The sequence below is a fragment of the Streptomyces sp. NPDC002787 genome, assembly GCF_053592095.1.
Window position 1 is genome coordinate 1 of the sequence record NZ_JBSFVC010000074.1, and the last position, 12,622, is coordinate 12,622.

General features: G+C 67.3%; 13 protein-coding genes and 1 pseudogene. 11 read left to right on the forward strand and 3 right to left on the reverse strand.

Annotation, left to right across the window (positions count from 1 at the left end; all coding sequences use genetic code 11):
* Nucleotides 1-582 precede the first annotated feature (582 nt).
* Nucleotides 583-2,979: a Helicase associated domain protein gene (locus ACWD26_RS43710; RefSeq protein WP_451279304.1), complete on the forward strand. Its 2,397-nt coding sequence runs from the start codon at nucleotides 583-585 to the stop codon at nucleotides 2,977-2,979.
* A 96-nt stretch (nucleotides 2,980-3,075) separates the two neighbouring features.
* On the opposite strand, the gene ACWD26_RS43715 is transcribed toward ACWD26_RS43710, so the two are convergent.
* The gene (locus ACWD26_RS43715; RefSeq protein ID WP_282089577.1) at nucleotides 3,076-3,261 is read right to left on the reverse strand and encodes a hypothetical protein; all 186 of its coding nucleotides are present in this window, start codon (nucleotides 3,259-3,261) and stop codon (nucleotides 3,076-3,078) included.
* A 157-nt stretch (nucleotides 3,262-3,418) separates the two neighbouring features.
* Between ACWD26_RS43715 and tap the strand changes: the two genes are divergently transcribed.
* From tap to ACWD26_RS43735, 4 genes and pseudogenes are all read left to right on the forward strand, one after another.
* A complete protein-coding gene (gene tap / locus ACWD26_RS43720) occupies nucleotides 3,419-5,524 on the forward strand; it encodes a telomere-associated protein Tap (protein WP_451279306.1) in 2,106 nt (701 codons plus the stop codon).
* Nucleotides 5,525-5,615: 91 nt separating this feature from the next.
* Complete coding sequence (gene tpg / locus ACWD26_RS43725; protein WP_282089331.1) at nucleotides 5,616-6,173, forward strand: telomere-protecting terminal protein Tpg; 558 nt, start codon at nucleotides 5,616-5,618, stop codon at nucleotides 6,171-6,173.
* Between the two features lie 319 nt (nucleotides 6,174-6,492).
* Nucleotides 6,493-6,696: a hypothetical protein gene (locus ACWD26_RS43730; RefSeq protein WP_175448121.1), complete on the forward strand. Its 204-nt coding sequence runs from the start codon at nucleotides 6,493-6,495 to the stop codon at nucleotides 6,694-6,696.
* Between the two features lie 266 nt (nucleotides 6,697-6,962).
* Nucleotides 6,963-7,294 (forward strand): annotated as a pseudogene (locus ACWD26_RS43735) (LexA family protein); the annotation flags it as partial.
* Between the two features lie 12 nt (nucleotides 7,295-7,306).
* Here the strand turns inward: ACWD26_RS43735 and ACWD26_RS43740 are convergent.
* The gene (locus ACWD26_RS43740; RefSeq protein WP_164387209.1) at nucleotides 7,307-8,185 is read right to left on the reverse strand and encodes a nucleoside triphosphate pyrophosphohydrolase family protein; all 879 of its coding nucleotides are present in this window, start codon (nucleotides 8,183-8,185) and stop codon (nucleotides 7,307-7,309) included.
* 98 nt (nucleotides 8,186-8,283) lie between these two features.
* Here ACWD26_RS43740 and ACWD26_RS43745 point away from each other — a divergent pair, with 98 nt between their 5' ends.
* Genes ACWD26_RS43745 through ACWD26_RS43760 form a run of 4 tightly spaced genes read left to right on the forward strand, consistent with a single transcriptional unit; the run spans nucleotide 8,284 to nucleotide 10,689 of the window.
* Nucleotides 8,284-8,568, forward strand: coding sequence for an acyl carrier protein (locus ACWD26_RS43745; RefSeq protein WP_401380780.1), 285 nt, complete (start codon nucleotides 8,284-8,286; stop codon nucleotides 8,566-8,568).
* A complete protein-coding gene (locus ACWD26_RS43750) occupies nucleotides 8,565-8,972 on the forward strand; it encodes a helix-turn-helix domain-containing protein (protein WP_055537979.1) in 408 nt (135 codons plus the stop codon). Before ACWD26_RS43745 ends, ACWD26_RS43750 begins: the two co-directional genes overlap by 4 nt.
* Nucleotides 8,969-9,847: an ImmA/IrrE family metallo-endopeptidase gene (locus ACWD26_RS43755; protein ID WP_370406045.1), complete on the forward strand. Its 879-nt coding sequence runs from the start codon at nucleotides 8,969-8,971 to the stop codon at nucleotides 9,845-9,847. Before ACWD26_RS43750 ends, ACWD26_RS43755 begins: the two co-directional genes overlap by 4 nt.
* Before the next feature lie 53 nt (nucleotides 9,848-9,900).
* On the forward strand, nucleotides 9,901-10,689 hold the full coding sequence (locus ACWD26_RS43760) for a hypothetical protein (protein WP_451279310.1): 789 nt from the start codon (nucleotides 9,901-9,903) through the stop codon (nucleotides 10,687-10,689).
* 8 nt (nucleotides 10,690-10,697) lie between these two features.
* On the opposite strand, the gene ACWD26_RS43765 is transcribed toward ACWD26_RS43760, so the two are convergent.
* Nucleotides 10,698-11,723: a nucleotide kinase domain-containing protein gene (locus ACWD26_RS43765; RefSeq protein WP_451279312.1), complete on the reverse strand. Its 1,026-nt coding sequence runs from the start codon at nucleotides 11,721-11,723 to the stop codon at nucleotides 10,698-10,700.
* Nucleotides 11,724-11,776: 53 nt separating this feature from the next.
* On the opposite strand from ACWD26_RS43765, the gene ACWD26_RS43770 reads away from it, so the two are divergent.
* Together ACWD26_RS43770 and ACWD26_RS43775 are read left to right on the forward strand one after the other, a co-directional pair.
* A complete protein-coding gene (locus tag ACWD26_RS43770; RefSeq protein WP_175448126.1) occupies nucleotides 11,777-12,064 on the forward strand; it encodes a hypothetical protein in 288 nt (95 codons plus the stop codon).
* Between the two features lie 286 nt (nucleotides 12,065-12,350).
* On the forward strand, nucleotides 12,351-12,596 hold the full coding sequence (locus ACWD26_RS43775; protein WP_451279314.1) for an AAA family ATPase: 246 nt from the start codon (nucleotides 12,351-12,353) through the stop codon (nucleotides 12,594-12,596).
* Nucleotides 12,597-12,622: the final 26 nt, after the last annotated feature.

Below are 12,622 nucleotides of genomic sequence, written 5' to 3' on the forward strand. Positions count from 1 at the left end.
GCTGCATATCCCGCTCCGCGGGATATGCAGCGCTGGCGCGCTGCATAGAGAACGGCTCCGCTGACGCTCCGCTAGATTCCCCCGCAAGCGGGGAAATCGAATTCCGCAAGCGGAATTCTAAATGCGTTTCAATTCGCGCAAGCGCGAATTGATGGAATCCCGCAAGCGGGATTCTTGGGGCTGGCAGTAAGGGGTGGGTGCATCAAGCGCGGGTCTGTGTAGGGCTTGGGATTCTCAGCTACCACCCCTGCACCGGATGTGACAGGCCGTCGGCCTGACGGGGTGCCGGCCTCACGGTAGCGACGGGTTCCGCTGCGCTCCACCCTGAACCCCTCCCCCATCGTCTGACTGTCCCGATGTGTTCACCAACACCCTGTCAGCATATAGGACAACCGGCTGTTCGTGGATGGGATTGAGTCAGGTGTCACCCTCGGGTGCAGAAGTTGGTGCGCGGTGATGCATCACGAATCATTCATGTGTAGAGTCTGGGATCAGATGCTACACCCCTACCGCCGCGCACCCTTGCGCCTGGTTTCCATTTGCTATTACGCGCTGCATTCCGCGAAAAGGAGAATAGGGGGCATGTCCGTGAAGCTGCGTGATCACCAGATCGAGGCCGTTGCGGCCATTGTGCGCGGTCTTGATGTTCCGCCGGGTGGAATTCCCTGGAATGGTCTTCGTGGGCAGGTGCACGCCGCGTGTGGCACGGGGAAGACCATCATGGCTGCCACGGCGGCGAGGCGGCTTGTGCCCAGGGGACGTGTGCTCGTGCTGGTGCCGACCCTGGATCTGCTGGCGCAGACGGTGAGGGCGTGGCACGAGGCCGGCCACAAGGGGCCGGCGGTGGCGGTGTGTTCGATCCAGGACGACCCGGAGCTGTGGTCGTTGAAAGTGCGCTCCACGACGAACCCGATCCAGTTGGCGCTGTGGCACGGCTCCGGGCCCGTGACCATCTACGCGACGTACGCCAGCCTGGGTGTCCTGGCGGAGGCGTTCGAGGGTGTCTACGGTCAGAAGCTTGATCCCGTAGACCTTGCGGTGGTTGATGAGGCCCATCGGACAAGTGGCTCGATGGGTAAGGCGTGGGCGGACATCCATGACCAGAGCGTCATCCCGGCCTACCGGCGGCTGTACCTGACGGCGACGCCGCGGATCTGGGAGGAGCGGCTCAACCGCGAGGTTGCCGAGGGTGCGCGTGACCCGCTGCCGCGTGAGATGGCGGCAAGCATGGATGACGAGAAGGTCTTCGGGCCCGTCCTCTACAAGCTCTCGCTGGCCTCTGCCGTCTCCCGGGACCTGTTGGCGCGGTACCAGATCATCGTCCTGGAGCTGAAGGACCCCGTCGTCACCCCGGAGAAGCTGATGGGCGAGGAGCGGCACACCGAAGAGGTGCGCGGTCAGCGGCTCGGAGCCCTCCAGGCCGCGTTGCTGCACACGATGGCGCAGCACAACCTTCAGACGTGCATCACCTTCCACCACCGGACCATCGAGGCCCAGGCGTACGCGGAGGGCCTGGAGCAGGTGGCCGCGAAGCTGCACGCTGATCAGCCCGAGACGTACCCCGCTCGGATCTGGGCGGACTGGCTGTGCGGCGAGCACGTCCCCGAGCGCCGGCGGGAAGTCCTCGGCTCGTTCGGGTCCACGGCGCAGCGGGCAGTGCTCTCCAACTGCCGTGTCCTGGGCGAGGGCGTGGACATCAGAGCGGTGGACAGCGTTGCCCTGTTGGACCCCAAGGGTGCTCCGCACGACATCGTCCAGGCCATCGGCCGGGCGCTCCGTCAAAAGCCAGGAGAAGGCAAGCTCGCCTCTCTGATCGTGCCGGTATTTCTCCAGCCCGGAGAAAAGCCGGAGGATATGTTCACCTCGGGATCGTATCGCCCGTTGGTGAAGGTATTGGAAGGTCTGCGCGCTCACGATGAAGAGGCCGTGGAATTGCTCGCGATTCCGCAGGAGCCTCAGAAGGACGTGGCGCAGCCGTCCGTGAACATCGGTGTCGGGCCAGAAGACGGCGAGGAAGAATCACGACTGCTGCTCCGTTTCGCCGCTCCCAGGGATCCGGTGATGGTCGCGGACTGGGTCAGCTTCAACGTGATCGACACCGAACGCCAGGACTGGGCACGCGGCTGGGCGAAACTGAAGACGTACGTCGAACGGGTCGGGAACGCCCGCGTGCCCTACGGACACCGCGAGGGCGCGACACCACTTGGACAATGGGTCGCAGAACAACGACGCGCCTACACAGCCGGGCAGATGACCGGCCAGCGCGCCCGACGGCTCGAACAGCTCGGCATGGTCTGGTCCCTGGCCGATGAGCGGTTCCAGGAGAACCTCGAGGCCGCCAAGGCGTACTACGCGCAGCACTGGACGCTGTGCGCGCCCCGCTCCGCGAAGATGCTGGACCGGCCGTTGGGGATGTGGCTCGCGAATTTGAGGCGGCCGGGTGCGCTGGATGGCCACCCGGAGTGGAAGACGGCGCTGGAGGCCGTGGACGAGGACTGGAACCCGGAGTGGCCGGCGGAGTGGCAGCGGCACTACGCCGCGCTGCGCGAGCTCGTACGGGACGAAGACGGCCAGGTCGGCGGAGTCGATGTCCTGCCCGGCGTCACTGTCCACGGCATGGACGTCGGGAAATGGCTGGCCAAGCACCGGATGCCGAAGGTCTGGCAGGCCCTGTCGGACGGGCAGCGTGAGCGCCTGGAGCAGCTCGGCATCGTGCCGGTGACCCCAGAGCCGGGAACACCCGCCAAGGCGCCAACCACGGCCTCTGGGGCCTTCGAGAAGGGCGTCGCGGCCCTGGCGCAGTACAAGGCCCGCGAGGGCTCTGTGAAGGTCCCCAGGGCCCACGAAGAGAGCATCGTGGTTGACGGCCAGGAGCACGTAGTGAAGCTCGGAGTGTGGCGCAGCAACATGCGCAGCAGGCGAGACTCGCTGCCCGATGCACGGCGCCAGTTGCTCGCGGACCTCGGTCTGTTCGAGTGAGGGATGGCTCAGTGGCTGGTCGACGCTGTTGCGTGGCGGGGGTTGCTTGCTGGGCGGGACTTCTGATCTCAGAGTTCTGTCTGCGTCCCGCTTCGCTCAGGAAACCGGCTCGGGAACGTCACCCGGCCTGACCGGCACGATCTCGACACGCGTGCAGCCCACAGCTTTGAGTTCGGTGCGGCGACGCTTCGCCGACCGTTTGTCGTACCTGCCGGCCGACGCCTGCGGGGCACCGTCAGGGTCGGTCCACAGCAGACCGTAGTGCTGCATCACGCTCGTCATGGCGATCACACTTCCCCTCCCCGACGACCGTAAGCACGCTGCGCGAAGCCCATCGTCGGCAAACTCACCGCACCCGCCGCGCTGGAATGGGCGCAGCAAGGTTAACGAGTGGGATAAGTTTGTGGTTAAGGATTGCCTGGAGCAAGGGTGCAGAGTCATGCCGTCCGAGGAAGAGCTGTTCGCGTCCGTCGACGCTCTGCTGAACGAGGAGCCACACCTGCCGCCACCGGCGGAGCGTGCCCGGCTGCGGGAGGCCGCCGGCATCACCCAGGCCCGCCTGGCCACCGCGCTGAAGACCACGACCCAGTCGGTGAAGAACTGGGAGAACGGCCGCAGCGAGCCGAAGTCGCCGCGCCTGGACGCCTACCAGCGGCTACTGAACGGCTGGGCGGCGAAGTACCCAGCCCCCGGCACAGCCCCGGTTGCCGCGACCGTGCCCGCGGCGACTGCCGAACCGGGTGTGTCCAGGGCGGAGACGGCAGATGCCCTCGTCCCGCAGGCTCCCGCCGTTCCGGCTGAGACGCCGGCGCGCCTTGCCATCCGGCCCGCTGCGGCATCGCGTCGTCCGGCCGCGAAGAAGGCGGCGCAGCCCGTAGCCGACCCGCGCTTCCCGCACGGCCCGCTCGTGGTCCTGGACGGTGACGGCTGCGCGTACGGCGTGGACGGCATCGTGCTCGACTGCCCGGCGAGCACCGTTGTGGAGCTGGTGGAGTGGACGCTGCACGAGTCCGGCCTCGGCGCACCGAAGCTCAACCGCCACGGCAAGGACTCCGACCCCCTGATCGTGCTCACGGTGGCGGCCGCGGTGAAGCTCGGGCTGCCGGAGCGTCTGGAGGGCCACGAGCAGCGCCGCTCGCTGCGCCTGCCGGAGGACCACCCAGTGGTCAAGCAGGTGGTGAAGGCGAAGTGGCGGCTCACCCAGCGCGGGTTCGGCCCGTGGGCAAGGATCTACCGCAAGGCGCAGGGGCGTGAGCGGCAGTGCGTGCAGCTCGCGGTCCTGTCCTGGGACGCTCTCGATGAGCGGGCCTGGCCCGGCGTTGCCGAGATGGAGCCGGCCGACATCGCCCGCGTCCTCGGCGTCTACGCCACCCGCGTCATCACCCCCCGCGGCTCCACAGCCGTCTCCGGCCTTGAGCTCATGACGGCGCTGCGGCCACCCACCCGTGCGGTGCGCGACGAAGCGACCGGGAACTGGGTGTCCGCCTACAACCCAGGCTCCCTGGGCACGGAGCCGATGGACCCGGCGCCGCCGGAGGCCACCGCCGAGCACCCGGTCGTGGTGGACTCCGGCTGGACGGGCGGGTTCCTGAACGAGGAGGCGTACCAGTGGGTGCGGCCGGTGGACCTGCTGAGCGATGAGGAGTGCACGCTGCCCTTCGCAGTCGGCCTGGACCTCAACACCGCCTTCCTCGCAGCCGCGGCCCGCCTGGTCGTCGGCCTGTCCGCCCCCGACCACTTCATGGGCCCGAAATTCAACCCGAAGATCCCCGGAAGCTGGCTGGTCGACCTCTCCCACATCGAGATGGACCCGCGCCTGCCCTCACCCTTCACGCCGGACGGCACCCGGCCGACGGGACCTGCCTGGTACCAGACACACACTGTCGCCTACGCCCAGGAACTCGGCTACAACGTCGCCCCGATCGAGGCGTACCTGCGCCGCGAGACCGGCGCCTATCTGGATCCGTGGCACGACAGGCTGAAGAGCGCCTACGTCGACACCCTCGCCGACCTCGGCGTCACCAAGGAGCTCGCGGACGTGGAGTTCCTGGCGGCGATGGAACGACACAAGGACACCGACCCGGCCATGGCGGCCGTCCTCGCCGCCATCAAGGCCACCGTCAAAGGCGGCATCGGCAAACTCCGCGAACGCCCCCAGGGCAAGAAATACAAGGAGGGCGAACGGTGGCCGGCCCTCCAACGCCCCACCTGGCGGCCCGACATCCGCGCCGCCGTCATCAGCAAGGCCCGCATCAACATGCACCGCAAGATGCGCAACATGGCCACGATGACGGGCCTGTTCCCGCTCGCCGTGCTCTCCGACTGCGTCGTTTATCCCAGTCCCGGCGCCTCGCCGCTGGACTTCCTGCCGTACGCCGCGTCCGGCAAGCCCCAGCCCGGCGCCTTCCGTCTCGGACCCACCCCCGGCCTGGCCAAGCTGGAGGGCGTCCAGTCCATGCTCTGGGCCGTCGACCTCATGGAACAGGGCCACAACCCCGCCCGCCACATCAAAGGCGGCGACGCCATCCTCGACGAAGGCGAGTAAGCCAGTGCCCGACACCGGCCCGACGCACAAGACCTGGTTCCCGCCGGCCGACACGGACGGCCAGGACCCCACCGTCGAGAAGGGCTGAGCCATGGCAGAGATCGAGGACGCCATCGAGCGGGCCGACCAGGAGAGCTTCACCCGCCAACCGCCCAAGACGCTCAAAGGCCAGATCGGCTACCTGATCAAGCAGCTCAAGACGACCCGGGCTGTCGCCGAGGAGATCGGCGTCAGCCAGCGGTCAGTGGAGCGCTACCGCAAGGGCGAACGCAAACACCCGCCACGCGCCATCGCCGAACGGATCGACGCCGCCGTACGGCAGCGCTGGCAGCCCCAGGTCCGCAAACGCCGACAGCAACAAGCCGCCACCACCGGCGGGATCACCGTGGAAACCAGGGCCCGGTTCGGATACACCGCGCCGATCGGCACGACCGACGACGGACGGTTCAGGCGCCTTACCGTGCACCTCCCCCCGACGTATGCACAACGCCTTTTCGACGCCCGCAACACAGGTGCCGGCGACCAGGAGATGCGCGGGATCATCGCCGACGGCCTCAAAGAGATCTACTTCCAAGACAGCGGAGCCCGCGCCCTCGGCCTCTCCGACGTCACCCTCAACGACATCGACTACCTCGACCTCGACTACTAACCTCCAGACCCGTCGGCGGGCCCAGCACCTGCTTGTTACGACTGAGCGCGATGGGTGCAGCGAACTCGCGGCCCTATCGCTTACCTGACTATCACTCAATTGCCGATGTGATCCCGGTCACTCTATTTCGGCTTTCTCGGAAGTTGGTGAATTCCAGCGCGTACCCTGACGGCTGTCAGGGTACGCACTGAATTCCCTAAAGGTGGCCTGACCTGCGAAAACGGGAATTGCGATCTTGGTCCCGCAGTGGCCAATCTGATGTTGTGCCGAGGCGCCCGGCGCACACCATCGACGATCGCAACTCATCAGGGGGAAACCCGTGTTCGACCTCACGCAGATCATCCCGCTCGCGCTCGGCACCGTCTCTCTCGTCGCCATTGCGTCCGATCCGTACGCCCCATGCGGAAACGAGGCCAAGCAGCAGGCCGAGACCATCACCGACCACCTGCGCGCCGTGGCCAACCACGCTCGCGCGGTCGTGGTGCTGATCGTCCGTAAGACCGGCGCGGCCGGAGACCAGTAGGTCACGCACCGGCGGACGCCGTCCGCCGGTGCACGCAGTACGAGGGGGTGCTGGACGTCCGGGCCTACGCCGACTCTCTCGATCTGGCGCTGTTCGAGGCGGCACTCTGCTTCACCCGCCACGAGGTCCGCATGCGGCCCTGCCGCCCGCCCTGGCCACGCAGTTCTTCGGCCCGAGCGCCCTGCAGGCCCGGCCCCTGCTGTCTCACTTCCGCAAGGAAAGTCCATAGCCCACAGACTGGATGAGCGTCACGACAGAGACCCAGGACGCCTCCGTGCAGCCCGCCGGCCGCGTCATACGCCCCGCTCGCCGGCCGGATCGCCACCGAGGAAGTAGAGGACGGCTTCCCCTCTCCCCCGCCAGCTCGTCGGTGACAGTGAGCTGTTGTGCTGAAGATCGTCGGTGACTCAATGGTCGAGGCAGCGATCTGCGATGGCAACTGGGGCACAGTCCGCCGCCTGCCGTCGCCGAGAAGGGCGACATCGTGGCCGCCACGCTCGACGGCGAGGCCACCGTCAAGCGCTTCAAGCGTGAGGACGGCCATGTCTGGCTCCTCCCGCGCAACCCGCCGCCGGGGCCAATGGCGCGGGCGGGCTGAGCCGGGCCTGGGTTATAGCGGATCGACGGTGAGAAGGCGCTGGTCGAGGTCCAGGTGGATGATGCCGCCGTTCTGCTCGCGCAGCTGGCGCCATGCGGTGTAGCCGGTGAGGATGGCGTGCTCCCAGTCGGCGGCGCGGCAGATGCTGACTTCGAGGTGGGCGGTCATGTGGCCGATGGTGGTGAGTAGTTCGTTGTCGATGTGCTTGATGTCGGCGAAGTAGCGGTGGCGGGCGGCGTAGGAGAAGACGAGGGCGGAGATGCCTTCTTCGATGGCAATGGCGCGGCCGCCGTCTTCGGCTTCGTCGGTGTGGGGGCTGCTTTTTCGTTTGCGGCCGAGGAGGAAGCGGGTGACGGGGGACCAGCCAAGGACGGCGGCGTGGGCGAGGTGGAAGGCGTCGTGGAAGCGGTAGTCGTCTTCGATGTGGGAGGCGCTGGTGAGGGGATCGCCGGCGGGGGTGCCGTCTTCGCGGGTGAGGACGATGACGGTACTGCCATCGTCTCGGGTGGTGGGGGTGAAGGTGAGGGTGGTCTGGCGCGGGAGGCGTTCATGGTCGGGGAAGTGGTCGTCGAAGCGGGCGTGTTCGGCGTCGGGGGTTGTGCGCCAGCGGTCTTTGGTCTTTTCCAGGCTGGCGGTGGCGATGTCGTCGAGGTCGAGGTCGAAGCGGTGGGCTAGGGCGGCTATGTACCACAGAACGTCGCCGAGTTCTTCGCGTAGCTGATGCTTGCCCTGCTCATGGGCGGGCCCGTCGCGCAGGTGTTTCTTGTAGGCGGTGGTGAGGGAGCCGACCTCGCCGGCGAGACCGAGTAGGGGGATGAGGACGGGGTCCGTGTCCTCGGTGGGGGGTTGGAGGGTTTTGATGGCGGCCTGCTGATAGCGCTTGAAGTCCACGCCTCACTCCTTGTCTGATCATGGGACATGCCTGTCAGATTCCCCGACGTTGTCGTATCGTAGGACACAGACGTTGGAAATGCAGACGATCGGGAGGAATGCTGAGCACCGTCACACCAGGCACCGACGACATCGTCTCGGTCGTTATCGAGTTCCTGGCCGAACTGCAGGAGAAGCCCGCACCCGAGGTGAGGGCCGAACTCGAGAACGGCGGAGCGGAGTTGCCGGTCGACTCGCTCCTGATCGTGGAGATCCTCACGCGCATTGAGGAGCGCTACTCCATCGCCATCCCGGCCGACCGCCAGTCGGCCGAGGCCACCCGGTCCGTGCAGGCGTTCGCCCGCGCGGTACGGGAAGCCATCATCGAAAGGCAGCAATCGTGACCCCTCCGCCCTCCGACGCCCGAGCCCGTGATCCCGAACTCACCCGGCTCGGCGAACGGCTGAAGAAGACCCGCGACTACCTCAACATGTCGCAGCAGTTCGTCTCCGACAACACCGGCATCCCTCGTTCGGCGATCAGCGACATCGAGCGCGGTGAGCGGCGTGTGGACAGCCTGGAGCTGAAGAAGCTCGCCCGCCTGTACCGGCAGCCGGTCGCCTACTTCCTTGCCGAGGAAGAGGATGCGGACGCCGGCGAGTACGCCCTGGCTGGACTGCCGCGCGCACTGGCCCAGTTGACCGACGGTGACCAGAAGACGGTGATGGAGTTCGCCGAGTACCTCTCGCTGCGGCGGGCGGCCGAGAAGGAGCAGGAAGACTCCGCGGAACAGGACAGTCAGCGGTGAACTGGGCGGTGGCGCACCGCATCGCCGGGATCGCGGCTGCCCAGGCCCACCGTGATCTGGGCATCGACCGCACCCGTTACGTACCCGTCCACCAGGCATTGAAGAGAGCCGAAGTCGTCGGCATGGCGCAGCCGATGCCGCGCCTGTTCGGCGTCTACCTCTCCCCCGCCGACAACGGGCCAGCCGTGCTGCTCAACGCCAAGCTGAACATCGTCACCCAGCGGCACACCGCAGCCCACGAACTCGGGCACCACCAGTTGCGGCACCGTACAGCGGCCGACGACGACCTCAGCCCGGCGCTGCGGTGGGGCAACGGCAGCTGGCCGGACGAGGAGAAGACCGCGGAGGCGTTCGCCGCATGGTTCCTCATGCCACGCCCGGCGGTGCTGGCCGGTCTCGACCGAATCTGCCAGGGACAGCCGACCAGCCCGGAGCATGTGTACCGGCTGGCAAGGGAGCTGGGCACCTCCTACACGGGCACCGTGCGGCATCTACAGAATCTTCGTCTGCTGGATGCCGACCGTGCTCGCCAGTGGGCGAAGATCTCCCTGGCCGCGCTGCGCAGTTCCCTGGCGGGCGGGGCGGCCCTGTCTGCGGAAGCCCAGGTCCATGTCGTCACCACGTCATCCCATCAGCAGCAGATACATGTCGACGTCGGTGACGTGCTGACCGTCCGCAGCGCCGGAGCTGCGTTCGTCTCGCTGCCCAAGGGCCTGGCCCGCTGCACGGATGTAGAGCAGGCGGCCGTGGTGACCGACGAGCTGGGCGATCCGGTCCTGCTGGAGGTGTCGGCGGCCGACTGGGACGAACCGGTCCGGCTGACGGTGGTGCGGGACGCGCCCCGCACCGGTGTGCACGACGTCTGGCCGGACTGACCACCTGCCGCACCGGACTCCTTTTTGCCCCGTCGACCGTGCCAGGAGGATTCATGATCAGCTTCGATGTCACCGGCCGTGACGTCACCCGCGCCTGGATCGCCGCCTGCAATGCCCTGGACCGCAAGGACAACCCGTCGCGCACCGGCCTACAAACCGTCGTACGCATCACTGACCCCACCACTGACGACACCGGCTTCCGCACGGAACTGGACCGGCTGCGCACCGCCAAACGGCACGAGCCGATCGATACCGTCGCCGGCACCCTTTTCCCGGCCGGCCTCGCGGCCCGGGCCGCCGATCACGCCGATCTCGTGTCCCGCTACCGCGCCATGTACCCGCGGCTGAAGAAGTTCCCGGGCAACGCGCACGGCACCTACTTCGGCCGCCTGGTCGCCTACCCCGGCGTGAAGAAGACCGACATCGACCAGGTCGGCAACATCATCAGCCGGCTGCGCAAGCAGGCCTCGGGCAAAGGGCCGATGACCGCCGCCTATGAAGCGGACCTCGCCCACCCCGACGACGGTGACGTGCCGGCCGAGCTGCTCGTGCACGCCGCCGACCGCGACAACCTCTACCGCGGCTTCCCCTGCTTGAGCCACGTCTCCTTCCAGCTGGATCGTGACGGCCGAGTGCACGCCGCTGCGCTGTACCGCAGCCACTACATGTTCGAACGGGCCTACGGCAACTACCTGGGCCTGGGCAGGCTGCTTGCCTACATCGCCGACCAGGCCGACCTGGCCGTCGGGACCCTGACCGTCGTGGCCGGGCACGCCCACCTGGACGGGCCGATCACCGCCATACGCCCGCTGCTGAGCGACACCCCGCCCCTGGCCGCATGACACCCGCCTCAGCAAGCCGCGTTGATCCCCCACTTGGGCGGGAACCAGGCCGGCACCGGTGCCGTCGAGGAGCGGTAGGTCTGCTTGATGCGGCTGCGGCCGCTGATTCCTGCGATCTCCGGGTGGGCGACGCGCGCGTACTTGTCGACCTCGCAGAACAGGTTCTGGCAGTCGATCAACTGCAGCGGGCGCCCCCGCAACCCTGCAAAGTCCAGGCCCAGGCGGGCGAAGTGCTCGTCCTGGGTGTCGGCCATGTACCGGATGACATCGGCCTCGATGCCGTCGGCCGCCACACCGAAGCACTTGCGGATCCCGTCCCTCGCGCCGGGCCCGGGCACGACGAAGTCCATCTCCGAAAACGGCATCTGTGCCGCGTAGTTGAGGTCGATCACGAACTGGTACGCCAGGAACGGACCGATGGCCGGATAGCCCAGCAGGACTTCGTAGGCATCCCGCAGCGTTGACGCTGCCAGGACCTTCTCCGGGGCGCCGGACGTCATCATCATCTCCAGCAGCCGCAGATGATTGCGGTGCTTGCGCTGCTCCCCCAGCTGCGGCGGCGGCACGATGTAGGCGGCCGAGTACAGCCGCTCCCCCGCCGCGAATGCCCGCGACAGCACCCGGTCAAAGACCCGGTGGTCGTACCCGTCCCACCGCACCTCGCCCAGCGCACCGGTCAGCAGCCGCCACGTGGACTCCTTGTTGAAGACCTTGAACAGCAGAGTGCGGAAGAAGACCTCCTCCCACTCCTGCTCACCGCCGTAGATGACGTCAGCGATCAACGCCTGGCTGACCCGGTCCGCGGCCCGGTAGCAGTTGGTGAACCGGTACCTGGACAGGATCGGATCACTCGTCCACGGCCCCGGCCCGCCGGCCAGCCGCGCCTCGTACACCGCCTGCCGTGCCGCAGCAAACCGCCAGTACGTATCGAACACCGGCGTGGGACGCAGCGTCCGCCCCGCGACCCGGACACCGCCCCGGCCCGAAGCCCCCGAGCCCTCCGACGTCCGGCGTCCTTGCAGCAGCGTCACCATGCGCTCAATATATATTCGATATAGGGCAGTTGGCACAGCCAAAGGGGGAAATCGTGGACCTGCTGTGGCAGCAGCCCCGCCGCAACACACTCGTCTCCTGGCCCCACGACATCAACCAACGCCTCGACATACTCGTCCGCGCCGCAGCCGCCGCCGGCGAACAGACCTCCCGCTCCCAGATCCTCGCCGCCCTCGTCGCCACCGCCGAGACCGCACCCGAGGCCATAGCGGAACTCCTCCACACCTACCGGCGCCTCACCGCCGACGCCCTCACCGCCGACAACGAACGCACCGACCTCCCCACCGTCCGCGCCCCCGGCCCCACCCGCTCATCCACCTGACCGAACGGCACACCTCCAGCATCACGCTTCGATCCGCGCCGGAGATCTCCGTCCTCTGGTCGCTCACGTGGGTTCGACGGCTTGGCGCTCCGGATGGGCAGTTGCTTCCCGACTGCCACTCGAGAGCAACACGTAGCCCAGAGCCACCGAGCACACCTTCGAGTGATGGCCCTCCCTCACGTCCCGGCAGGCGCTAGAGTTCCATCTCGTTGTAAATGGGGGCGTTACACCGACGCGTTGCTGGCTGCCCACCGCACGCGCTCGTGCCGTACTGCAAGGGAGCAGCGTGCGACTCGTCGAACTCAGCGTCAGCAACTTCCGTTCGTTGGGCCACGTCGAGAGCATTCCGATCCACAAGCAGACGATCTTGACCGGGCACAATGACTGTGGGAAGACAGCGACGCTGGATGCGATCGCGGTCCTGCTCGGCGAACGCAGCATCATCGATAGCGACATCTCCGATTTTGTCAATCCCCTCGAATCGTGGAGACCTTCCTATGCAGCCAGCCCCTCACCGAGGCTGGCCCAGTAGTCGTGTTCGTAGTCGATCGGGCTCTT

What these genes read in the sequence shown, in the direction of transcription:
- ACWD26_RS43745 (WP_401380780.1), top strand. Translation starts at nt 8,284, where the DNA reads ATGCTGAGCACCGTCACACCAGGCACCGACGACATCGTCTCGGTCGTT.
- ACWD26_RS43760 (WP_451279310.1), top strand. Translation starts at nt 9,901, where the DNA reads ATGATCAGCTTCGATGTCACCGGCCGTGACGTCACCCGCGCCTGGATC.
- ACWD26_RS43765 (WP_451279312.1), bottom strand. Translation starts at nt 11,723, where the DNA reads ATGGTGACGCTGCTGCAAGGACGCCGGACGTCGGAGGGCTCGGGGGCT.
- tap (WP_451279306.1), top strand. Translation starts at nt 3,419, where the DNA reads ATGCCGTCCGAGGAAGAGCTGTTCGCGTCCGTCGACGCTCTGCTGAAC.
- ACWD26_RS43715 (WP_282089577.1), bottom strand. Translation starts at nt 3,261, where the DNA reads ATGACGAGCGTGATGCAGCACTACGGTCTGCTGTGGACCGACCCTGAC.
- ACWD26_RS43710 (WP_451279304.1), top strand. Translation starts at nt 583, where the DNA reads ATGTCCGTGAAGCTGCGTGATCACCAGATCGAGGCCGTTGCGGCCATT.
- tpg (WP_282089331.1), top strand. Translation starts at nt 5,616, where the DNA reads ATGGCAGAGATCGAGGACGCCATCGAGCGGGCCGACCAGGAGAGCTTC.